Origin of the sequence: Halobacillus seohaensis (assembly GCF_042663045.1) — a bacterium.
Classification (GTDB): domain Bacteria; phylum Bacillota; class Bacilli; order Bacillales; family Halobacillaceae; genus Halobacillus_A; species Halobacillus_A seohaensis.
The window spans coordinates 347111-371092 of record NZ_JBHSZV010000013.1; the positions used below are offsets into that span (position 1 = coordinate 347111).

A 23982-nucleotide genomic window follows, 5' to 3' on the forward strand; every position below is an offset into this window, starting at 1 on the left:
TCCAATAGTATTATTTTAGTAATGAATAAGGTTTAATTTCTGCTACTTGAGGCTGATGCCCTCTTGCAAAGGCGGTTAACCCTGTTCTCGCCAGCTCCTTAATTCCATAAGGCCTGAGAAGATCAATTAAGGCATCCACTTTTTCTGAATCTCCTGTTACTTGAACCGTCATATTTTCTCTACTTACATCAATAACGGTAGCGCGAAATGGTTCGATAATACTTTGAATCTCACTGCGGATTTGCGGGTTACTAATAACTTTTATCATAGCTAGCTCTCTCGCCACAATAGCTTTATCCGAAATGTCCGATACTTTTAATACATCAATCTGCTTATTTAACTGTTTAGTGAGTTGTTCTAATTTACGCTCATCCTCAACTTCAACGACGAACGTCATTTTTGAAACACCCTCTGTTTCTGTGCGTCCAACGGAAATACTTTCAATGTTGAACTGACGCTTTGACAAAAGCCCCGTCACCCTATTGAGAACACCACTGCGATTATGAACAGTAGCTGTAACTATGCGTTTCATCTTGTCACCCCAATCATTTCATGAAGTCCTTTACCAGGTGCAATCATCGGATAAACATTTTCCATTTGAATAACACGGCAATCAATTACGGCTGGATGTGGATCATTCAGCACACCAGGTAATACTTTTTCCAGTTGCTCTTTGGTTTCGATTTTATAACCAGGAATATCGTAACTATCTGCTAGTTTTACAAAATCCGGTTGAGACTGAACAAGTGAATGAGAATAGCGACCTTCATAGAAACTCTCCTGCCATTGCCTTACCATCCCTAAAGCCTGATTGTTTACGATAACTACTTTTACCGGAAGCTTTCTTTCTTGTAAGAGGGAAAGTTCCTGCATAGTCATTTGAAATCCTCCGTCCCCAACAACTGCTATAACACTAGCTTCTGGAGCAGCAATTTGAGCTCCAATTGCTGCTGGAAAACCAAATCCCATCGTGCCTAATCCCCCTGAAGTTACCCATTTGTTCGGCTGGTGAAAACTATAATACTGTGCGGCCCACATTTGGTGTTGGCCTACATCAGTAGTTACGATCGATTCACCTTGAGTATAGGCATGCACTTTTTTCATGAGCCACTGCGGTGAAATCTCATCCTCTTGTTCATCATGCCACAATGGATACTCAACCTTATTACGGTTCGTTTTTTCAAGCCACTCTTGATGGTTAAGTTTGGATGGACTGCGCTTGTTCAGCGCTTCTAGTGCAGCTTTAGCGTCAGAGACGATCGGGATCGAAGTTGGAACGTTTTTCCCAATCTCAGCTGGGTCAATATCTACATGAGCTACTTTTGCGTTAGGCGCAAAATGCTGTAAATTCCCTGTCAGTCGATCATCAAATCGAGCACCAATATTAATGAGTAGGTCGCTCTCATACAAGGCCATGTTCGCAGCGTATGTTCCGTGCATACCTCCCATTCCTAATGAAAGTTTATCACTTCCTGGAAAACCACCAAGTCCTAACAGAGTGGTAACAACTGGAATATCATAATTTTTAGCGAAATGTTGCAAATCTTCTGAACCCTTAGCGTGTATTACGCCAGCTCCAGATAGAATAACCGGCCTCTTCGCCTGTAAAAGTGCTTCATGCAGCTTATTGATCTGCATTGGATTAGGGCGGATCGTTGGCTGGTAGCCTGGTAAATGAAACGTAGATTCCACTTCAGATTCATATATTGTTGAAGATATATCTTTTGGAATATCTACGACCACCGGACCTGGGCGACCAGTAGTTGCAATATGAAAGGCTTCTTTCACAACTCGAGGGAGTTCTTCGATTTGTTGAATCTGATAGTTGTGTTTTGTAATGGGTGTTGTTATCCCCATAACATCAGATTCTTGAAATGCATCCGTCCCAATAACTCCCTTTGCCACTTGACCTGTAAAAATAACAACAGGCAGCGAATCCATCATTGCATCTGCAATTCCTGTAATTAAGTTTGTTGCCCCAGGTCCCGAAGTACCAATGACAACACCTGGTCGCCCAGAAACCCTCGCATAACCTTCCGCTGCGTGAATAGCACCTTGCTCATGACGAGGCAAAATATGATCAAATGTTTCTCCTGCACGGTAGATCGCATCGTATATCGGGAGAACTGCTCCCCCAGGATATCCAAATAAAGTGTCGACACCCTGTTCAACTAATGAATCGACTAACAAATCTGCCCCCGTACGTGGTACTGTCTCCAACTTTTGAGTTGCTTCAGCCTTCATAATTTTTAATCCCTCCTAAAAATACATATAAAAAAGACCTCTTCATCCTCAGTTCTTCTACAAAACAGAGACTTGTAGAAAGAAAGAGGGGCGAAAAGATCTTGGTTATTCCACGGTACCACCCTCATTTTACGTACATAATGACTTAATGTACGCCTTAAGGAGCCATAAACTTTGGCTCACATTTTGATAACAGGTGCTTTGGTACACCTGGTCCTACCTACTTGAACAATCGTTCAGTCGGACACTCAAGGATGATGTCGGAGATAAGGAGCATTTCCGGGCTTTCAGCAACCCCGGCTCTCTGTAAATGCCTGAACTTATTCCTTTATTCCTGTCTTAGAGTTAAGATATATTATTTAGTTTAGCTGACTTGCGCTTTTTCTTTGGATGGATAAACTTGATGACCATCCGTTTTCGTGATTTTTCTAAATTCGGCTAATAAATGATTCGTTAAAACTCCAGGTGTTCCGTCACCAACTGGCCGTTTGTCAACCTCTACAACAGCAATAACTTCGGCTGCTGTACCTGTTAAAAATACTTCATCTGCTATATAAACATCGTGTCTCGTAAATGGTTCCTGTTTTACTTCGTAACCATGTTCATTAGCAAGATCGATAATTGCGTTACGCGTAATTCCTTCTAGAGCACCTAAATAAACTGGGGGCGTATAAATTACGCCATTTTTCACAATGAAGATGTTGTCTGCTGAGCCTTCCGTTACATAACCTTGATCATTTAACATTAAAGCTTCATCCACGCCTGCTTGGTTTGCTTCTATTTTCACTAAGATATTATTTAAATAGTTTAATGATTTAACTTGTGGAGGTAGTACATCCGGCCGATTTCTCCTGCTAGAAGCAGAGGCAAGACGAACACCTCGTTCATATAATTCTTTAGGAAATAAAGCAAGTGCTTCAGCAATGACAACCACACGCGGATTTGCACAGTTGGTAGGATCTAATCCAAGATTCCCAACTCCTCTTGAGATTACAACTCGGATATAAGCTGACTCAAGCTTATTTTTGCGGACTGTTTCAGCAATAATCTGCTCCAATTCCTCCTTCTCATATGGGATGTGAAGCATGATTGATTTAGCTGAATCGTAAAGGCGTTTCAAGTGTTCGTCTAATTTGAAGATGTTGCCATCATAGACACGAATGCCTTCGAATACTCCATCTCCATATAAGAAACCGTGATCATAGACACTTACAACGGCCTCATCTTTTTTAACATATTCTCCGCTTAAATATATCCACTGGTTGCTCATTTAAAGCACTCCTTTCTTTTTAGATTTTGTCACTAACGTGTGTTTAACATATTATACATTTTGGGTGACCCCGTGCAGGCATGCACTCCTGCACAATTTGGGTCAATGGGTCAGTTTTCCACATGAAATCAACTTGCACAGCCATTGGTTTCGGTAGCGTTATAGTTGATTGAGGACTACTTTAAACCCATTTTCAGAAAAGGTCAACAGGTTTTGAGCAAGTTTTCTGACTAGTTAGATTATTAAGTTAACTTAGTAAGCGTTTTCATTCAGTCCAGGCTTGAGTTTAGAGTTAACGGAGACCATTTGTTTTTTTCTTTTTTATCTGAAAAATAAATCAACTTTTGTTCATTTTAGTAGATGATCGCCTTTTTTCTTATAGATAAAATTTTATAAAAAAAGCCTGCTGAACTTTCCAGCAAGGCCTCTTTGGAACAATATATACTAGTTAACTTAATACATATTTTGCGAGAGTTTGTTGAACTTCTTCTATTGGACTATCTTTTTTAAATAGTTTCTGAATAGGTTCGGTTTGACCTGTTAACCAAAGCTTTAACTCAGCATCTAGATCAAAACTTCCTGCTGTTTCTGTACTAAAATGAGTAATACTTTTATATGGAATAGAATGATATTCTACTTTCTTACCTGTCATCCCTTGTTTATCAATGAGAAGAAGACGTTTATTCGTAAAAATAAAAGAATCTCTTAACACTTTATATCCACTCTCGACTACTTCATTAGGAATTAGAACACCCTCGAGTTCTTTACCAAGTTTTTCTGTATCTACTTCACTCGCATTACCCATTAATTCATCAAAAAATCCCATGATTATTTCCTCCCTAATGTTATCGTCTAATTTTAAACACCTGACTTATCTTACATTTACCCCTTAAATGAATAACTATAACTTCCTCGCACCCCTGCCTTCACTTTAAAAACTCCACCTGCATGAGGGTAACGTAAAAGATCTTCTTCGCTCGTATCTTTTCTCGCCGTGGTGACATACAATTCATCAAGGTTATTTCCCCCGAAAGTACAGGAGGTTACGTTTGCTGCTGGGATCGGAATAAATTGAAGCCGATTTCCTGTGAGAGGATTCCAGCGGGAAATCCCATGTCCGTCAAAATGAGCGATCCAGAGCATCCCCTCTTCATCAATTGTCATACCATCTGGATGTCCCATATCTTCTTGGAACTGGATAATGACTTCAGGTTGTTTAATTTCACCTGTAGACAACTCATAGTTATAACGCATTACTTTTCCTGTCGGTGTATCAATAAAGTACATATAAGAATAGTCAGGTGACCAGGCGAGTCCATTTGAAATTCCCACTTCTTTAATTTTCTCAGTGATTTGCAATTGTTCATCTAAACAATAAAGAGAACCAGTTACGTTTTCCTCGGATAAATCCATCGTTCCCGCCCAAAAGCGACCGGCTGGATCACACTTCCCATCGTTAAACCGATTCATAGGAAGATGGTTTTCTGGATCGACGATAGGTGTTAGCTCTTCCTTTTGCCAGTCTAGAAAATACATCCCTTTTTGGAGTGCCACTACTAGTCCTCCCTTCTCACGAACAGCAACTGCCCCCACGAAATTGTCTACGTCTATGCTCTGAACCTTTTCTGTTTGCGGATTAAATTGAATAATTTTTTTCTCTAATATATCCACAAAATATAGAATCCCACGCTCATGATCCCAGCAAGGCCCTTCTCCTAAAGTCGATTGACTATCGATAACTAATTCTACATTCATATGTAAGAACTCCTTTGTTGATTTATGCACTATTTCTATTCCCTTCCTTAAAAACCCTTCTTTCTTAAAGAGTTCCTTTTTTACCCTTGTCAAATCGTTTCCAGTGGTGTACATTGAATTGAAAGAATTTTATAAAATTAATCTCTTATCAAGAGAGGCAGAGGGACTGGCCCGACAACGCCTCAGCAACCACTGGTTCGACCAGAAAGGTGCTAACTCCAGCAAGTTGAATGATTCAACTTGAAAGATAAGAAGGAGAATTGTACGTACAAAAGTCTTCTTCTTACAAGAGGACTTTTTTTTGTTTTTTAATAAGCTTAAAAAAAGGGGAAATCGCTATGCGCCAAAATCAAACAGAAACAAAGTTAGTTCATACAGGAAAAAATAATGGTGACGCTTCAGGATCAATTAACGCACCAGTCTATTTTTCTACAGCTTATCAGCATCCAGGAATTGGTGAATCGACTGGTTATGATTACACACGAACAGGAAATCCGACTAGAACTCTCTTAGAACAATCCATTGCAGAGCTTGAAAATGGAAAAGCAGGTTTTGCCTTTAGTTCAGGAATGGCTGCTATTCAAGGGGCTTTATCCCTGTTTAAATCAGGAGATGAAATCATTGTCTCTGAGGACTTATACGGGGGAAGTTACCGACTGTTTGAATACTTGTCCACTCAATACAACCTCACATTTATTTATTGTGATAGTAAACATCTATTAAACATCGAAACATACATAACCGAAAACACCAAAGCGATCTATATAGAAACTCCAACTAACCCGCTTATGAACACAGCAGATCTTGGGGCACTCTCGCAAATCGCTAAAAAGCATGGCTTGCTTTTTATAGTGGATAACACGCTATACACTCCTTTATTACAGCAACCACTTGTAGAAGGTGCCGACATCGTGATTCATAGTGCCACTAAATATTTAGGTGGACACAACGATGTACTTGCCGGCCTGCTTGTTGGTAAGGATGAAAAGATTTGTGAAAAATTAGGATACTACCAAAACACGGCGGGGGCTGTTCTCTCTCCTTTTGACTCCTGGCTGCTTATGAGAGGAATGAAAACACTTGCTTTGCGGATTGAAAAACATGAACAAAACGCAAAAACTATCGTCGATTATTTAAGAAATCATAAAGCAGTAACTCATGTGTTTTATCCTGGAAGAGGAGGAATGTTGTCTTTTCGGCTTCAATCTGAATATTGCGTAGACCCATTTTTAAGAAACTTAAATGTGATCACGTTTGCCGAAAGCCTTGGCGGGGTGGAAAGTTTTATCACCTATCCTGCGACACAAACTCATGCCGATATCCCCGAGGAAACGAGAACAAGCTACGGTGTGTGTAATCGACTGCTGCGCTTCTCGGTCGGTATTGAACATATTGATGATTTAAAAAAAGATCTGGAACAGGCACTTGCCACTTTAGAAAAGGAGGAGATTGTTCATGACTGATAAACACACGTTTCAAACGCGACTTTTGCATAATGACCATAAATTTGATCGCCAGACCGGGGCTGTTAGTGTACCAATTCAACAAGCATCAACTTTCCATCAAAAGGATTTTGACCAACCTGGGGACTATGATTATGCTCGCTCAGGCAATCCAACTCGAGAAGCGCTTGAAGATACAATCGCAAGCCTCGAAAGTGGAACGAAAGGGTTTGCTTTTGCATCAGGCATGGCGGCGATATCCACGTCGTTCATGCTTTTGTCAAAAGGTGACCATGTTGTAATTTCTGAAGACGTGTACGGTGGTACGTTTCGGATGATATATAACGTCCTGCATAGATTTGGAATAGAACACACTTTTGTCAACATGACCGATCTTCATGAAGTTGCATCTGCAATCCAGCCAAACACAAAAGTGCTTTATATTGAAACACCTTCCAATCCATTACTTAACATAACCGATATAAAAGCTGTAGTTAAGTTGGCCAAAGCAAATAACTGTTTGACTTTTGTTGATAACACGTTTATGACACCTTCTTTACAAAGACCTCTAGAATTAGGAGCAGATCTTGTTTTGCATAGTGCCACAAAATTTATTGCCGGTCATAGTGATGTCGTTGCCGGATTGGCGGCCACCAATCGTTCAGACTTAGCCGAAGAGCTAGGCTTTTTACAAAATTCTTTTGGTTCCATCCTGGGAGCACACGATTGTTGGCTTGTGATGCGCGGGTTGAAAACGCTGGATTGCAGACTTAAACAGTCTTCTGAATCTGCTGAGCAAATTGCTAGTTTTTTATCTAACCATTCACTTGTAGATGAAGTGTATTACCCTGGTTTCACGAGCCATCCAGGTTCATCGACACACGCTTATCAGTCTAGTGGGGCTGGTGCTGTCCTTTCCTTTCGTTTAAAAAATGAAGCGGATGTGCGTAATCTTAGTCAAAAACTGGAATTGCCTGTATTTGCTGTTAGCTTAGGAGCTGTCGAATCAATTCTTTCTTATCCAGCAAAAATGTCCCATGCCTCGATGCCTGAAGAGGAACGATTAAAACGCGGAATTACAGATGGATTGCTAAGGCTTTCGGTCGGATTAGAAAGTCCAGATGACTTGATTCGTGACTTAGAAAAAGGATTACAATATGTCGGGGCACGGCGTAATCTTTCTAGAATGGTATCGAACTAAGAAATTAATAGTATAGCCCCTTAAGTTCCGATCCTGTGGAGAAAAGAATATTAATAACAATCTAAATAACAAACCAAACAATAGTATAATTCGCATAAAAACGCTTAGGTTGTATTTATTAAACGGGGTCGGTTTAAGAGTACAAATCATTAAATAACAATCTTATCAGCAGTCCAGTTAACATATAAACAGGACTGCTGATTTTTTTGATTTAACTGACGGACAGTATCGTTGAATAAAGTGTTGTATAAAAAGGTTAAGACAGAGCAATGGGTACATAACCACTTTAAGTTGAGAACATCATAAACCTCATTAAGAACCAAGTTCTTCCGCAGCTTCAATAATAAGACAAATTAACCTTTATCTGTTAAGCAAGAAAAACGTTCGAAATAAAGTCAGGGAAAAAACTATTTTTCCGCAACCTAAACGAGTTCTCCATATCAAAATAGATAGTTACATGATATAAAAGCTCGCTTCAAGCTCTTTGATTGGAAAAATACTAAATCCCTTATATGATACAATGGGGAAAGTTTTGTAAAAGAGAGGAAGAGTACTAATGAAGGTAACACAAGTCACAAGTGAACAAGAATTAAAAGCTGCCTTCGATATTCGCCAAAAAGTATTCGTTCAAGAACAAGGCGTACCATTAAAAGATGAATTTGATGATTTTGACGAAATATGTGAACACATCCTTATACTCAATGACCGTTCACCAGTTGGTACGGGAAGGATACGAAGAATAGAAAATGCCGCAAAGCTCGAAAGAATTTGTATTCTATCCGATTATCGAAAGTTTGGACTTGGAAAAGTCATAATTGAAAACCTTGAAGCAATCGCAAAAAATAAAGGACTAACGCATATTAAGTTACATGGTCAAGTTCAAGCTAAAGGCTTTTATGAAAAATTAGGATACAGCAGTGAGTCAGATGAATTTATGGAAGATGGCATTGCCCATGTGTTGATGATTAAAGATATCTAGAAAGGAGGCTACAAATGGCTGTTCGTACTCGACAAAGAATGCTATTCTACGTTTTCGGTATTATCATTATGACTTTTGGAATAGCTCTAACCATTCACTCCAAGTTGGGTACTTCTCCTTTTGACGCACTGCTTGTTGGTTTATTTCGTACGTTCGGCCTAACGATCGGCAGTTGGGAAATCGTTGTCGGTTTCTCTATGCTCGTGTTCAATGCAATAGCTGAGAAAAAAAGGCCTGAATACTTTGCTATATTAACAGCTCTCATAACTGGATTTTTTATTGATGTATGGGTGTTCTCAACCCAATCCTGGATCACTCCAGATTCAATCCTGACCCAGTTTATCTGCTTATTATTCGGATTGTTATTTGCTGGCCTTGGAATTGCTATTAACTTGCAAGCTGATTTTGCTCCTAATCCCTTTGATCGTACAATGCTCGTCGTAAGAAATCTCACAGGGTTAAATGTTTCGATCTCACGTGCTTTAATCAGTGTCGTTCTGGCGATTGTTGCATTTCTATTTAATGGACCAATTGGAATTGGAACGATCATCATTACGCTATGTAGTGGGATCATTATTCACTTTTTCATGCCGTACGTAGGGCGAATAGATGAAGCAATGACTAGGCAGGCAAATTCCATAAAGAAACACAAGGCAACATTTTAAAAAGGGTTCTTATTCTAGGAATAGGCACCCTTTTTTATGTAGAACATTCAATTCCTTAGGACTGAGAAATCCAAAATGCTCTTTTAACTCATCGTCGGAAACAATTTCAATTTTATATTTACAAAACCTTTAATCACTGTTAAGTAGTTCCGTTTAGGTGGAGAACATCAAAAATAACAGTACAAATAACAAACAAAAACGCTTGGATCTTTAATGCCCAACCATTCTTGTATATTTTCTTGTTAAACTTGAAAATAGCGATTCATCCACCCAACAATGAATTTCCCATTTTAAACGCAACTTGCCGAGTAGAACCTCCTATCTTCGGCAGGTTATAAATAATCAACAAGTAGTGAAACCTCTTCTTCTATATACAATTTATTTGAGAATTTAATATTCTATGACAAAATCTAGTAGATATACAAAAAGTGCTCCCTATTAAAGGAGCACTTTTCAACATCACTATTCCATCTCACTCAACCGATTTTCAATTTCCGCCATGATTGAACCAGCTTCTTCCCAGTTTCCACTTGAAAGCTCCTCTTGATATTGATCAAACATTGAGGAAACTTCCTCCAAAATTTCTTTGGATTCCAGGATGGCCTCTTCAGATTCTCCTTCCCCTTCAGATGGAGCAGCATCTGGTTCGCCTTCCTCTTGCTCAACTTCAGGATCAATCGAACCAAGTATCCGTTCTACTGCTTGATCAAATGTCGGTTCCATTACAATTTCGTCTCCATAAGCTAAGATAATCTGCTTCACTTCAGGTAGTGAAGTCTCATTTGAAGATTCAATATAGATTGGTTCTGCATACATCACCGTATCTTCAATCGGGATAGCTAAGAGATTTCCGCGAATGACTTCTGAACCACCTTGTGACCATAAGTTCAATTGTTGAGAAATGGTACTATCTTGGTTGATTCGATTTTCAATTTGCTGTGGACCGTACACATTTCGCTGTTTCGGGAAACGATAGACGAATGTTTCGCCATAATTCTCCCCATCATTTCGCACGCCCATCCATGCAATCATGTTCTGCCGATTTCTCGGAGTATACGGCATCATCAGAACAAATTCCTCTTCATCATATTCGGGGAGCTGCATCGTTATATAGTAAGGCTCCATTTGAATATCTTCATTGAAGTATTTCTCAGTAGGAAACTGCCAGAAATCTTCCCTGTTATAGAAAACTTCTAAATTCGTCATATGATACGTTCCATACATCTCTGCTTGAATTTTAAATAAATCGATCGGATAACGGAAATGAGTATCTACATCTTCAGGGACCTCCTCTGTAAACAAATCAGGGAACATTTTTTGATACGTTTGGAGTAATGGTTCTTCTGGATTAACTGCATAAAAATCCACTTCTCCTGTATAGGCGTCAACCATAACCTTTACAGAGTTTCGAATATAACTTTCGTTTCCCTCATGAGGTTCGGAGTATGGATATCGTTCTGCCGTCACGTACGCATCTACCATCCAAGCCAAGCTACCATCATCCCGGACGAAAATATATGGATCTTCATCATAATCAAGAAATGGTGCTATTCTTTCTATACGGTCCATAATATTACGTGTTTCTAGTAATTGGCTATCACCCGTTACTTGATCAGATACGAACATTCGGAATGAACCTTCATTAATAGCAAACATTAGTCGATTTAATCCAGATAAAGGAATTCCGCTATCTTCTTCATAACGTGATGACACATTTTCGTCCCCTGCCGGATAATCAAATTCGTCCTTTTTACTGTTAACAATGACATTTCTCGCATCTTCTTCTCCAAAATAGATTTGTGGCCGATCAATATCCATCACACCTTCTGATGGTACATTTTCAAGCATATATTCAGGCTGTCCTTGTGAAGTAATTGCATTCACATCACTCATCGCTACTCCATAACCATGCGTGTATCTGAGGGTTTCATTCACCCACGTTTTTGATTGTGATGGAAGATCCACTGTATTGATTTCTCTCGCCCCAAGGAAAACCTGTTGATATTCCCCATCAATTTCATACCGGTCAATATCAATATCATTAAATTCATAGTACGTTCGGAATGTCTGAAGTTGATTGTAAATATCAAGAATCGGACGTGCATCATTAATTCGAACGTTATTAATCGTCAATTCATTCCGCTCAACCATCGCCTTGTCAAGCGACTGATTTCCTGGATGATCCCGTTCGTCAATGTTTGTTAAATCATAAGCAGCTCGAGTGTACTCAAGGTTACGCTCTAAGTATGGACTCTCCTTCGTAAATTCGTTAGGGGAGACAATATAATTTTGAACGATAACCGAAGCACCTTGTCCAATAATTACTAGTCCAAAATAAGCTATCATTGGCATAAGCATCGATTTTATATTGCCACGTGATAAAGCAATAATCATCCAAATTGCTCCGATTACTGCTGCAGCTGCTAATACATATGAAGCTGGAATATTCACCACTTCATCCGTGTAACTTAGACCGTAAACCACACTATTCTGGAAAAGGTTCACTTCATTTGTAAGCATCGTGCTATAAGGTTCTAATAGATGAACAGCAGCTAGTAGCACACCAATACCACCTAGCGTTACACCCATATGCAGCTGGGCTAAACGACTTCTTCGATACATATGATAAGGAGAGTACAAGCCCATTTCAATAAGAAGCAAAAAGACCCCTAATCCAAGCAGTGTAAAGACTGCAAATTCTATAAACGGCAAAACAAACATATAAAAAGAAATATCCATATTAAAATGGGGATCTGTTTCTCCAAAAGAAGAGTGGTTTAAGAACTTAAGCCATAGTTCCCAGCCAACCCCTTGAACAATACTACTGCCTATCAAACCTACAAAAACAGCAATAGCTAAAGTAACTAATCTGCTCCATTTCTTCACTCGAATAATAGTTGGCAGTTGTGGTGAATCAAAAAGTCCAACATACCCTTTTCTAATCCAGGATAATGTGAAATAAGTACATACAAAATAAAGGAAGAATCCGATGACACCAAGCAACACCTTACTTCCTAAAATTGTTGTATAAACTTCTTTAAACCCTAGTGTATCCATCCATATGTAATCCGTAATCCAATTTAAGGAAAGCGCCCCTATTATCATTAGCACAATGATAGCTCCAATAACTTTGCCGATAAAAGTGCCGATTTTTTTCGTTTTTTCTATATGTCTTTGATTAAATTGATTTCCCAACCTTCTCCCCCTTTTGCTTCTACTATATTAAAGTAACCGCTTCTTTTAGTTTACCATAGTCTTTAACCGATAAAGTTGGCCGCGGAAAATTTTTTATCGACGATTTTTTTGATTTAAGGACGACTAGGGAAGTTTACCGACGAAAAATAAGAAATCATCGCCGAATTTGGCTCATTTATCGATAGGCTCTGTTAATGGTGATTGTTAATATTTAATAAAATTAAACGAACGTTCTGTGATGAAGTCATCAAACATAAGTGGGTAATGACTATGAGAGCAACTGATATCCTAAAAGCCATTCAAAAACTGAATCCAGCGGAAAAGGGCGTTTACGAGAATACTAAATAGATGCTCTCACTGACTCATCGTCAACAGGAACGGCACAGCAAACATTGAATCTTGTTCAACTAATGGTAATTTGTCTCGAAACTGAGTCTTAAAGAAACGGGCAGAATTGTTGAATACTCGATTCCGAGATGATTGTGTGGAGAAAGGGGCGGTGGGGAAGGAGTCGCTTTCCGTGGGCGTGCGCTGATCCTCCTCAGGCTAGCGCGAGGCCACTGAAAAAGTCCTTTTTTATTAATAATGAACTTTTTGAAAAACACTATCCCAAAATCTAACGGGTCCAGTTTTCGAGTACAAAACATGAAATAACATACGAATAAAGAGACCAAATTGCATATGAATTGGGCTCTTGTTATTCCTTGTTATATCAACGATTATCGGTATTTAACATATAAATTAGCATACAAAATACCAAAAGGAATATTGGGATTTATGTTAAAATATTTATAGAGATTGTGGACGATTACAATTAAACTAACGAAACCGTATTGTTGAAGACTTGAATTCGAGATGTTTGTGTGAATGTAGGGGCTACGGGAAACGGCTCGCTTTCCATGGGGCGGGCGCTGAGCCTCCTCGGACTTCGTCCTGTGGGGTCTAAGCTGTCCCGCACATCCCATAGGAGTCTCCCCGTTTCCCTCCGCCCCTTTACCATATAAGTGTCTCGATACCCCTTCAAGAAAAGGCAGCCATTCCTAAGTTTGCATGCAAATCTTGATAGCGGTCGGTCCTATTAAAATCCTTGATATAGAGAGGTTCATTGCAATAGAACACGGATAGTGGAAGATAGTCCTTCTGGGAAAGGGATTCGTTTCTCACACATCGAATGGGGGCTTGGGAATCTCCCCGCTTCCTAGCCACCCATCCTTTGCTTTTAATGAACGGGCCCTACTGCCATGAGTCGTCTTCTGTGTTCGCTACACCATATGGAACAAGTGTGCAGTTGCAAATTCCCATCTATGAATAGCCTACAATTTGAAGAACCAATTACTGAGGTTTCCGTCTGCCTCACAATGGCAAGGAGGGCCGGGAAATTGCAAGACTCCTGTGGGATAACATGTTCGGTGAGATCCCGCAAGGCGTAGCCTGAGGAAGCTCACTACATGCCCACGGAAAGCGAGTGATTTCCCGGACCTTCACACGCCATCCTTTGTAACGGAAACCACCGGAATGTCTCGAAGCTGTCTTCTACATAAGGGCAGAAGTGGATTATTTCAATGGCAATATTCACACACCATCCCCTATTCTCCGATGAAAAGCAACGGAACCGCCACTCTTTTATTAAACAATCTGGGGCGTTAGTTAAATAAGCCCAATATACAAAAAGGAACTTCCATGAAATTGGAAGTTCCTTTTTTTCTACGTAATATCAACACTAAACTTTATCAGAGCCTATCGATACAATAAAAACCCGTCTGGAATCCCAGTTCCAAACGGGTAATCTAATTCTGTCTCAAAATTTAATCATGCTCCTGGTGTATCTTCTAGATCATCAACTCGCTTCTCAAGATATTGGGTATCCTTTCGAGCATTAAATTTTTCTGCTTTTTCTACCTTAACACCAATATTATAATCGGGAATTTTGGCAAATTGCTCGTATCGTCCTTTAGGCAATAAGAAGTTCCCTTCAGGAAAATGCACACCAAGATTTCCTTGGGCAATACTAACAATCTTAACACGTCCTTGGAATATCCCATATTGATTGTGCAATACTATGGCCTCTTCCTCTTGAATTCTAAGTTCCTTAGCATCATCTGCATTCATTAATACATCATATCTTTCAGCGCCGTTAAGTGGATCCGTTTTCTTATAGACCATCGAATTAAATTGTTTTCCACGTCTTGTTGTGAGATAGAAATCGCCAGGCTCTTTCTTTAGGTCTGGAATCTCCACTGGAATTAAGTTACCTTTTCCATCTGGAGTAGGACAAATCCCACCTTCACATAACCAAGCTCCTCCCCATTGGAAAACATCTCCTTGCTTCTTCAAGTGCTGTACTCCATCGTAGCTTGGATTAGCCTTCGCCATTTCTTCACGAATCGCTTGACCATCTTTGAAGTCTACTAAGTGAGCCGTTTCTGGTTTCACACGCTTAGCAAGATCAATATATATCTTCCATTCCGTGCGGGCTTCCGCTACTTTATTTTTATTCCCTTCAATTTCTGGAGAATAATAAACCATACGTTCTGTAGAAGTTGATGTTCCACCACCTTCTTGCTCATAACGCGTTTTAGCTGGTAGAACGATGACCGCTTCTTTAGCATCGACAAGCGTAGATGTATTTAGGATAATATCTTGGTGAACACGGATATCAAGTTCAGATAGAGCTCTCTCTACGAAGCCTGGATCAGGCATTGTTTCTAAGAAATTACCTCCTGAAAGGTAATACAATTTAATTTTTCGTTCGTGGTCTTCAGGGAGTAAAATATTTTCAAGAGTTACGCCTACAACATCACCTTGCCACTTAGCAAGTTTAAAACCCCAAAGGTCTTCGATCCGTTTGATATTGTCATGTTTAAAATCCCCACCTGGCAAAACAAATGGATCAGCCCCCATCTCTCCGCTTCCTTGTACACTTGAGTGGCCACGAAATGGCATTAAACCGCTATATTTACGTCCTAGAAATCCGCGAAGTAACGCAAGGTTTGCCACTTGTGAAATATTATCTGTGGCGAAAGAATGCATTGTCAAACCTAATGCCCAAGCAAATACGGCATTTTTACTATTAGCTAACAAGTTTGATAGTTCAATGATTCTTTCTTTTGTAACACCTGATGATTCTGTAATTTCTCCCCAGGACTGTGATTGAACTTCTTCTTTTAATTCTTCATAGCCATTTACATGTTCCTGAACATATTCATGATTAATCGCAGAACCATATTCTTTTTCTTCCATATCAAACCAGTGCTTCATAATTCCATGCATGAATCCGATATCTCCACCAATATTAATTTGGTAAAAATCATCCGCCACTTTTGTGCCAAACAAAGCGGACTCTGCGTTTGATGGGATCCAATACTTATCCATCGACGGTTCTCTATATGGATTAATCACAATTATTTTTGTGCCTTTTTTCTTCGCCTCGAGCATGTATTTCGTGGAAACAGGAGAACTATTTGATGCTACACTTCCCCAGAATAATAGAACATCAGTCCCGATCCAGTCTTGATAGTTTGCTGTTGAAGCACCTACGCCGACGGAACGCTTTAACGCTGTTTTACTTGGAGAGTGGCAAATACGAGACGCGTTATCAATATGGTTGGCCCCAAGAAATCGTGCCACTTTACCGGCTACATAATAAGATTCATTCGTGATTCCTCGTGAAGTCAGGTAATAAGCATATTGTTTTGGATCCAATTGCTTCATTTTATCGGCAATCATATCCATAGCATTATCCCAATTAAGTCGAGAAAATTTCCTTTCTCCTTTACGACGAATCATAGGATACGGAATGCGACCTAACTCCCTTAATTCAGTACTTGAATATTTCCTTAATTCATCTATATCAGAGTGGAGAATTTCCTCATTAATTTGTGGCATTGTATTTAAACGAAGCACATTTAATCTTGTTGTACAAATATGTGGACCAGTTAACGTTTGGTCATAAAGGCCGGATACTCCTAACGCACAGCCATCACATACACCTTTCGTTATGATGTTTTTCGCATAACCTAAATTATCTTTATTATCCCAGGCAACTTTCATCGTATCGCGAATGTGTTTAGGCTTTACTTTCCCTAATCCAAAAGGAATTGGACTCACCCAATGCTTAGGTGCTGGCATTTTTGCTTTTTTTATCGGTCCGTTATGTTTTGTTTGTCCCATGATTTTCCTCCTTCATGTTTGTAATGATCACTTAATTAAGAAAAAACCACCGTACAGTTCTTCATATTCGTGAAGAGAATGCAACGGTGGTTAAGTCTTTTGCAGGATCGCTGCGAAGTACCAAAACCTTTATTAGGTTATGAAAATTTTTTGCCAATGTCTTCACTGAAAACGAAGATTGACATTCCAAAATCTTTTTCAATATCAATATCAACGAAAAGGTCGACAAATTCACACTGGAGAAATTGTTCCATCTCAACAGGATGATTTTTTCGATACATATCTTTAACCATTTCTGTTCGAGCGGCCCGCAACATTTGTTTTCCATCATCTGCGCTAGCAATAAATTTTTCAACAGGAGATAGATTGCCTTCCATCTCACAAATGGCCCAATTATTACAAAACTTGGTATTAATTTTGCTTGGTCCTTTTCCCATATGTTTCTTTCGAAAAGACTTTACTAGATTACTAAATTCTGCCTCATATTTATTCATACATGTTTCAACCTTTTCCGTATTTACTTAATTAAAAGATTATTCTCATTCACATAAAAAGTCAACTAGTAAGCTGTTCTTCTCTTGTTTCTTGCTGCGCTTCATTTGTTTGTTTTAATTGTTTAATATCTAGACGAATCAGTAAAGAAACGACCAATGCAACAACTAATGAAATTCCAAAAATAGACAATGTTAATACATAACTCTCGGTTACTTCACGGATCCATGATACTAAAATGGGGCCAACCAACCCTGCTGCAGCCCACGCTGTGAGAATGTAACCATGAATGGCACCTAACTGTTTGGTTCCAAATAGATCTCCAATGTAAGCTGGAACGGAAGCAAAGCCACCACCGTAACAAGTTATGATGAGAAATAAGGCAATTTGAAATAACAACGCGTGCGTGATACTTGGCAATGCAAAGAATGCCGCTATTTGAATAAGGAAGAAAGTCGTATAAACATTTGGACGTCCCATATAATCGGAAATCGTCGCCCATGCAATTCGTCCAGCTCCATTGAAGAATCCCATGATCCCTACCATAGTTGCTGCTGCTGCAGCTGAAAGTCCAGCAATCTCCTGTGCGATTGGTGAGGCTACAGAAAGGACAGCGATACCACATGTTACATTGATAAAAAGCATCACCCATAGCAACCAGAACCTTCTAGTCTTGATCGCTTCATTCGCCGTTAATTGGGATAAGTCAGGTGTTTTCTTTTCAACCTGAGCAAACTCTTTCATATATCCTTCTGGTGGTCTTTCCAGATACAGAGCTGACGCCATCATGACCACAAAGTAAGTTATACCTAATATGAAGAACGTAGCTGGTATTCCAACAGATTCTATTAAACTTGCCATAATAGGACTTGCAATCATAGCTGCAAAACCAAATCCCATTATTGCTAGACCAGTAGCTAAGCCTCGGCGATCCGGGAACCATTTAACAAGAGTAGATACAGGAGTAATATATCCTATACCAAGCCCGATTCCACCTAGTACTCCGTATGTAATATATAACAGCCAAATTGATTCTAACGTTGTCGCTACTCCAGAAGTCATCATTCCTACTCCAAAGAAACTTGCTGCAACTATTCCAGAAACACGAGGACCATATTTCTCAACGAAATGCCCCATGAATGCAGCGGAAAGGCCTAGGAATAAAATAGCAATACTAAATGTTAACGATACATAACTAAGATCCCATCCATACTGATCAATCAAGGGATTCGTGAAAACACTCCACGCATACACCGAACCAATAGAAATATGAATCCCTACAGCTGCTAAAGCAATAAGCCAACGATTTTTTGTTTTTTCCATCTCATTCACTCCTTTTTCACAAATAAAAAACGTCGTACCTTCCTTCTGTAGAGATTTTTCTCACACAAAAGAAAATGACGACGTTTAGTTTCAAGCAGGAATCCCTACTTACGCACCAAAGTAATCGCTTACATAGAAAGAACATATAAGTCGATAACAGGATCGCTGTTTCGCACCTTAAATGTTACAATTTAATGAATATAAGTAAATATTATCTCTTTTTCAATCATTTTTCAATCATTTTTACATTTTAATTTGACAACACTCGACTTTTCTTACTATTGCATATTTATAATGCTTTTCTTTTCTTTATATCTTTAGTAATGTGAAAAATATTAGCAGGTAAAAAGCGAGGTGAAAAATTTGGAGCATCAAATGAGTGTGAAAAAACCCATCGTTTCATTTAAAAATGGGGCGTTTCAATCAATAAAGGATGATATCGTTACTGAATTTCCTCTGACAATCCAAGTAAACGGTGAAGAATTTGCGACCATGGTCTGTACCCCTACTCACTTCGATGAAATGGTTATCGGTTTTTTAGCGTCAGAAGGTGTTATTCGCTTTCGTAGTGATATTAAAAATATCACTATTGATGAGGAACGGGGTTTTGCCTATATCGATTTGGTTGAGGGAAAAACAATCAATAATCAAAGTGATTTTTCTAAAAGATTTATTGGGTCCTGTTGTGGGAAAAGTAGACAATTTTATTTTCAAAATGATGTACAAACGGCTAAAACATCAACGTCTCAAACGAAGATAACAGCAGACCACTGTATAAATTTAATGAGAAAAATGCAAGAAAACAGCCACGTTTTTAAAGGGACAGGTGGTGTTCATAATGCAGCGATCTGCACTAATAATGAAATGATAGTCGGTCGAGCAGACATTGGTAGACACAACGCTCTAGATAAACTTTACGGTCATTGTCTTCTAAATAAAATACCCGTTCGTGATAAAATCCTTGTATTTAGTGGTCGAATTTCTTCGGAAGTATTAACAAAAGCAGCAAAAATCGGTGTGGGAATTGTTTTATCCAAGTCAGCTCCAACTGATTTAGCCGTTCAACTTGCAGAGGACTTAAATATTACAGCTGTTGGGTTCATCCGCGGTAACTCTTTTAACGTATATTCTCACCCAGAGCGAGTGCTTCAAACAGAGCAATAAGTAATAAAATCTAAATGAAGAGGTGAAGAAAATGAGTTCATGTAATCTAGACCATCCTAATGAAGATGTTAGAAAAAAACTAGAAGATCAAAAGAACTATTTACCTGAAGACCTTTATGAACATTCAATTCTGTTTTTAAATCAATCTCCTACTCAAAGTGATTTAAATGAACTTTTTCATTTATTAAAAAAATATGATTTATCATCGGAAAAGGAGAAAAACGAGCGAAACAAAAGTATAAAGTCTCTCGTTCAGAGTTAACCTCTAAAAGGTGTCTTGCTCATAACAAGTAGTACCGATACTTTACTCACACAAAACCGCTTGGATTGTATGAAAATCCAAGCGGTTTTGTGTACCATTATAATCTTAAGTTTGGTTCGTCTCCTCAATGAGGGGCTTCACTAGCCTGTTTTTCCATAGGAGTCTTTCATGTTCCCCAACTTATATTCCCATATAGATTTATCGGATTTGCTCGCTTACCCCTACGCCCTTCTCTCTATTTGCGTTACCAAAAATCTCGATCATGGAATCGCTTAGAACGACTCTTAGACGAAGGAATGCCTAGTAAAACACGTACCACCCCTATAAGGATAAAGAATATAACTATTCCTAAGGCAAGACCGATAAAGAAACACCTCTCGTTCTTTTATTCATTATCTTATGATCATACTCAACTTCACCCGAATAGTTGAGAAACATAGCTCGGGACATTACCCTAACAGCCCAATGAGATGATTAAATATTAATTTTTGGTTCGTACTAACTATCAATTTAATTGTAACATTTTTCAACTAATCCTCAAAAAAACATATGGCCTCACGGTACTACATCTCACCCTGCACACACCCTCCTTTCCAATATGAATAAAATAGTAGAAATTCATTCATTTTGGAGGATGGTTAATGTGACACTTCCTACCATTTTATCTGGACCAATAATTCGACGTGTGGATCCCACCCAAGTCTATATTTGGATTGTATTAAGCGAAGAGCACGCTTTCGATGCACAGTTATATAATATTGAACCTAAAGATGGTTCTTATCAGTACGAAATTCTTTCCCATCATACCACAGCGACAACGATGCAAGCGGGTAACCATTGTTTTGTTAGTCTGATTAAACTCTCTCCTTCAAGTGGAACATTCCCTACGGATCGCCTGATCGGTTATAATCTTTTTTTTACCAATCAAATAAAACAGTTTGATTTAGGCATGTTACCGATACTTGATCCACGACACCCTGATTCTCTTGTTTACGGAAACTTAGGGTATCCTTCCTTTTATATCAACGAGAAAAAGAAAGGATCTTCGTTGTATGGATCCTGCAGAAAATTACATGGCAAAGGCGAAGATGCTTTAGCTAGGGCTGATCTGGAACTTGAACAGAACCCAACAACACTTTCAGAAAGGCCCAGCTCTTTATTTTTAACAGGCGATCAAATTTATGCTGACGACGTTGCTGATCCTATCATTTCTAAGATCAGCAACATTGGTGAACTGACCATTGGTAGTGAAGAGATTCATCCACTTATGGATGAATCCTACTGTGAAAAAATTAATAGTCCAGGAAATCGACAGAAAATCGCCGGAAATTTATGTCGATTTACTTCAAAAAAAGCTTCGAACCATTTACTCAAGTTTAATGAATATGTGGGGATGTATCTATTAAATTGGAGTCCAGAACTGTGGCCTGATTTCGAGCCACTATCAGGGAATGATGAGCAACTAAGTCATCTGGACATGAAAACATATAATGCTCAAACCAGTGAATTATCCAGTCTAAAGAAGGATCTCCCCCGAGTAAGACGCTTGCTTGCTAACACACCTACCTATATGATCATGGATGATCACGATATTACAGATGATTGGAATATTTCCCACCAATGGAAAACGGATGTGAAAAACGCCCCATTAGGTCGACATGTAGTAGCCAATGGGCTTACCGCTTACTGGCTATTTCAAGGATGGGGAAACGATCCCGAATCTTTCAGTAAGTCTTTCTTAACAACGATCCAGTCTTATTTTAATTCTTTTAAGATAAATTCAAGCGCTTATGAGCCGTGGCTTAATCTGTTATGGGACTATGATCAATGGCATTTTCTCGCCCCTACCTATCCTAAGAGTCTCTTTTTCGACACTCGAACAGAACGGGATTATAAAACGGGTATTGAAATAAAAACAGGGCCAATTTTACTAAGTGACCAGGCTCTTCACAAAGGGACCTTGTTACTTGAACAGGACAATTGGGAAAGTGGTGATCCGTTAGTAATCGTTTCTCCCACTCCCGTGTATGGATTACATTTAATCCAATCGTTTTTAAAAAATTGGATATATCCGCTCCGAACTATTGGTGTGCCAGTTCATACGCTCTTTGACCTCGAAACATGGAGATTTAACAGCAAAGGACTTACTCGCTTACTTCAAACAATTACCGATTGGGATCCTGGCCACTGTGCGATTATATCAGGAGACGCTCACCTAGCTTACTCGCTGCAATCCAGCATAAAAATGGATCAAGAGTTTCAGCTTTATCAATTCACAAGCAGTCCAACGCACAATGAAAATTTTACGGGGATTTGGGAATTACTATTGAATGCCGTTGTCTATTATGAATCCAATGTCAGAGGTAAACGTGAATGCAGCCGCTATTGTGATTCGTCCTATCAAGTTGCCGAAAGTAGTGATTCGACACCGGACCATGTACTATGGGAAGAATATATACGATATTTAGAAATTGATAATGGGGCACTCGTCGAAACAGCGAATAACATCGGCCTTCTCAGTTATGCTTCAGAAGGCTTCGAGAATAAGATTTTACTGACTTCACTTCAACGTTTTAAGTGAAAGCATATACCAAGTGAAATATGCAGCAACAAGTAGCATAATTACCTTAACGAACACTAAAGGCACAACAAAAAAGGCCGAATACGTGATGGATATCCATAATGTCGTCACACCTACAATCTTCGCCTTTAACGGAATCCCTTTTCCTTCTCGAAAATTTGTAATATAGCTACCAAAGTATTTATTCGTCATTAGCCAGTTATATAATGTATCCGAACTCCGTACAAAACAGGCAGCTGCTAGCAACAATAAAGGAGTCGTAGGAATAAACGGTAGCACAATTCCTATGATTCCTAATCCTAAAGACAAGCTGCCGACAATGACGAGAAGGATTTTCACTAAAAATTTCATATGTAGGTCCTTTCATAACTTGTCTAAGTTTTTACCTTGTTAGTATACAGGATAATAAAGCCTATATAAATGCGCAGCCTTTGATCAAGTTGAACTTTCCCTCCATGCTTATTGGTTTTTAGTAATAGAACTTTTATCTTATACTACTTAGTGTTGTAGGCATCTTAATTTCCTATAAACATTGAGACCCTACTAATACTTCAGTCGTTAGAAAGGTGAAGAACGCTATGGATTTTCTAAATAAAGATTTTTACGCTCAGCCCACTTTAAAATTAGCGCAATCCTTATTAGGTTGCCAGCTAGTAAAAGAAACAAAAGAAGGTATTGCTTCAGGTTATATTATTGAAACAGAAGCCTATCTAGGTCCTGATGATCAAGCGGCTCACAGTTATAAAAATAAAAGAACCAAACGTACAGAAGTCATGTTTGGCCCTGCCGGTTATGCTTATACATATGTCATGCATACCCATTGCCTCGTCAATGTAGTAAGTGGTCTAGCAGGAATTCCAGAAGCCGTTTTAATTAGAGCCGTAGAACCACTTTCTGGGATTGATTTGATGTATAAACGAAGAGGAGATAAAAAAGAAAAGGATTTGACCAATGGTCCAGGAAAACTCACGAAAGCACTTGGCATCACCCAACAAGATTATGGACATCCCTTTAACGTCCCTCCCCTTTACATTACACATGGCTATGAACCCGACCACATTTCTCAAGGAAAAAGAATCGGCATTGAAAACTCGGGCGACGCGCGTGATTATCCTTGGAGATTTTGGGTGACCGGAAGTAAATTTGTTTCTCGATGAAAATTAGTAAAAGTGATCTCCCTCATTCCCAATAGGCAAGACTTTCATGGTATAGATCATGCTTTATTACAAATACTTTAGT

General features: G+C 39.0%; 18 protein-coding genes and 1 riboswitch. Of the genes, 8 read left to right on the forward strand and 10 right to left on the reverse strand.

Annotated elements, in window-relative coordinates; all coding sequences use genetic code 11:
* Nucleotides 1–10 precede the first annotated feature (10 nt).
* From ilvN to ACFQIC_RS06190, 5 genes are all read right to left on the reverse strand, one after another.
* On the reverse strand, nucleotides 11–532 hold the full coding sequence (gene ilvN / locus ACFQIC_RS06170; protein WP_204711007.1) for an acetolactate synthase small subunit: 522 nt from the start codon (nucleotides 530–532) through the stop codon (nucleotides 11–13).
* Nucleotides 529–2244, reverse strand: coding sequence for a biosynthetic-type acetolactate synthase large subunit (ilvB, locus tag ACFQIC_RS06175; RefSeq protein ID WP_204710999.1), 1716 nt, complete (start codon nucleotides 2242–2244; stop codon nucleotides 529–531). The genes ilvN and ilvB overlap by 4 nt, the downstream gene beginning before the upstream one ends.
* A 364-nt stretch (nucleotides 2245–2608) precedes the next feature.
* Nucleotides 2609–3514, reverse strand: a complete 906-nt coding sequence (ilvE, locus tag ACFQIC_RS06180; protein ID WP_204710997.1) for a branched-chain-amino-acid transaminase — start codon at nucleotides 3512–3514, stop codon at nucleotides 2609–2611.
* 448 nt (nucleotides 3515–3962) lie between these two features.
* Nucleotides 3963–4340: a PH domain-containing protein gene (locus ACFQIC_RS06185; protein ID WP_204710995.1), complete on the reverse strand. Its 378-nt coding sequence runs from the start codon at nucleotides 4338–4340 to the stop codon at nucleotides 3963–3965.
* 56 nt (nucleotides 4341–4396) lie between these two features.
* Nucleotides 4397–5269, reverse strand: coding sequence for an SMP-30/gluconolactonase/LRE family protein (locus ACFQIC_RS06190; protein ID WP_204710993.1), 873 nt, complete (start codon nucleotides 5267–5269; stop codon nucleotides 4397–4399).
* A gap of 142 nt (nucleotides 5270–5411) precedes the next feature.
* Nucleotides 5412–5523: riboswitch (SAM riboswitch) on the forward strand.
* 84 nt (nucleotides 5524–5607) lie between these two features.
* Between ACFQIC_RS06190 and ACFQIC_RS06195 the strand changes: the two genes are divergently transcribed.
* The 4 genes from ACFQIC_RS06195 to ACFQIC_RS06210 all read left to right on the forward strand — a co-directional run bounded on the left by ACFQIC_RS06195 (nucleotide 5608) and on the right by ACFQIC_RS06210 (nucleotide 9556).
* The gene (locus ACFQIC_RS06195) at nucleotides 5608–6732 is read left to right on the forward strand and encodes a methionine biosynthesis PLP-dependent protein (protein ID WP_204710991.1); all 1125 of its coding nucleotides are present in this window, start codon (nucleotides 5608–5610) and stop codon (nucleotides 6730–6732) included.
* Nucleotides 6725–7912, forward strand: a complete 1188-nt coding sequence (gene metC / locus ACFQIC_RS06200) for a cystathionine beta-lyase (RefSeq protein WP_204710989.1) — start codon at nucleotides 6725–6727, stop codon at nucleotides 7910–7912. Before ACFQIC_RS06195 ends, metC begins: the two co-directional genes overlap by 8 nt.
* 556 nt (nucleotides 7913–8468) lie before the next feature.
* Nucleotides 8469–8891 (forward strand): GNAT family N-acetyltransferase, encoded by a 423-nt coding sequence (locus tag ACFQIC_RS06205; protein ID WP_204710987.1) that lies wholly within the window; start codon nucleotides 8469–8471, stop codon nucleotides 8889–8891.
* A gap of 14 nt (nucleotides 8892–8905) precedes the next feature.
* Nucleotides 8906–9556 (forward strand): YczE/YyaS/YitT family protein, encoded by a 651-nt coding sequence (locus ACFQIC_RS06210; RefSeq protein ID WP_204710985.1) that lies wholly within the window; start codon nucleotides 8906–8908, stop codon nucleotides 9554–9556.
* Between the two features lie 462 nt (nucleotides 9557–10018).
* Here ACFQIC_RS06210 and ACFQIC_RS06215 read toward each other — a convergent pair whose 3' ends face one another.
* The 4 genes from ACFQIC_RS06215 to ACFQIC_RS06230 form a co-directional block, all read right to left on the reverse strand.
* Nucleotides 10019–12751 carry a UPF0182 family membrane protein gene (locus ACFQIC_RS06215; protein ID WP_390216985.1) on the reverse strand — a complete coding sequence of 911 codons (2733 nt, stop codon included), beginning with the start codon at nucleotides 12749–12751 and terminating at the stop codon, nucleotides 10019–10021.
* Between the two features lie 1809 nt (nucleotides 12752–14560).
* Entirely contained in the window at nucleotides 14561–16921 is a 2361-nt protein-coding gene (locus ACFQIC_RS06220; RefSeq protein WP_204710983.1) for an FdhF/YdeP family oxidoreductase, read from the reverse strand.
* A 137-nt stretch (nucleotides 16922–17058) separates the two neighbouring features.
* On the reverse strand, nucleotides 17059–17415 hold the full coding sequence (locus ACFQIC_RS06225) for a Na-translocating system protein MpsC family protein (protein WP_204710981.1): 357 nt from the start codon (nucleotides 17413–17415) through the stop codon (nucleotides 17059–17061).
* 61 nt (nucleotides 17416–17476) lie between these two features.
* A complete protein-coding gene (locus ACFQIC_RS06230; RefSeq protein ID WP_204710979.1) occupies nucleotides 17477–18736 on the reverse strand; it encodes an L-lactate MFS transporter in 1260 nt (419 codons plus the stop codon).
* Nucleotides 18737–19111: 375 nt separating this feature from the next.
* Between ACFQIC_RS06230 and fdhD the strand changes: the two genes are divergently transcribed.
* From fdhD to ACFQIC_RS06245, 3 genes are all read left to right on the forward strand, one after another.
* Nucleotides 19112–19900, forward strand: a complete 789-nt coding sequence (fdhD, locus tag ACFQIC_RS06235; protein WP_390216987.1) for a formate dehydrogenase accessory sulfurtransferase FdhD — start codon at nucleotides 19112–19114, stop codon at nucleotides 19898–19900.
* Nucleotides 19901–19931: 31 nt separating this feature from the next.
* Nucleotides 19932–20162 (forward strand): group-specific protein, encoded by a 231-nt coding sequence (locus ACFQIC_RS06240; protein ID WP_204710975.1) that lies wholly within the window; start codon nucleotides 19932–19934, stop codon nucleotides 20160–20162.
* Between the two features lie 634 nt (nucleotides 20163–20796).
* Complete coding sequence (locus tag ACFQIC_RS06245; RefSeq protein ID WP_204710974.1) at nucleotides 20797–22743, forward strand: metallophosphoesterase family protein; 1947 nt, start codon at nucleotides 20797–20799, stop codon at nucleotides 22741–22743.
* Here the strand turns inward: ACFQIC_RS06245 and ACFQIC_RS06250 are convergent.
* Nucleotides 22723–23094, reverse strand: a complete 372-nt coding sequence (locus ACFQIC_RS06250) for a YbaN family protein (protein ID WP_204710973.1) — start codon at nucleotides 23092–23094, stop codon at nucleotides 22723–22725. The genes ACFQIC_RS06245 and ACFQIC_RS06250 overlap by 21 nt on opposite strands.
* A gap of 227 nt (nucleotides 23095–23321) precedes the next feature.
* On the opposite strand from ACFQIC_RS06250, the gene ACFQIC_RS06255 reads away from it, so the two are divergent.
* Nucleotides 23322–23900, forward strand: a complete 579-nt coding sequence (locus tag ACFQIC_RS06255; RefSeq protein ID WP_204710972.1) for a DNA-3-methyladenine glycosylase — start codon at nucleotides 23322–23324, stop codon at nucleotides 23898–23900.
* Nucleotides 23901–23982 lie beyond the last annotated feature (82 nt).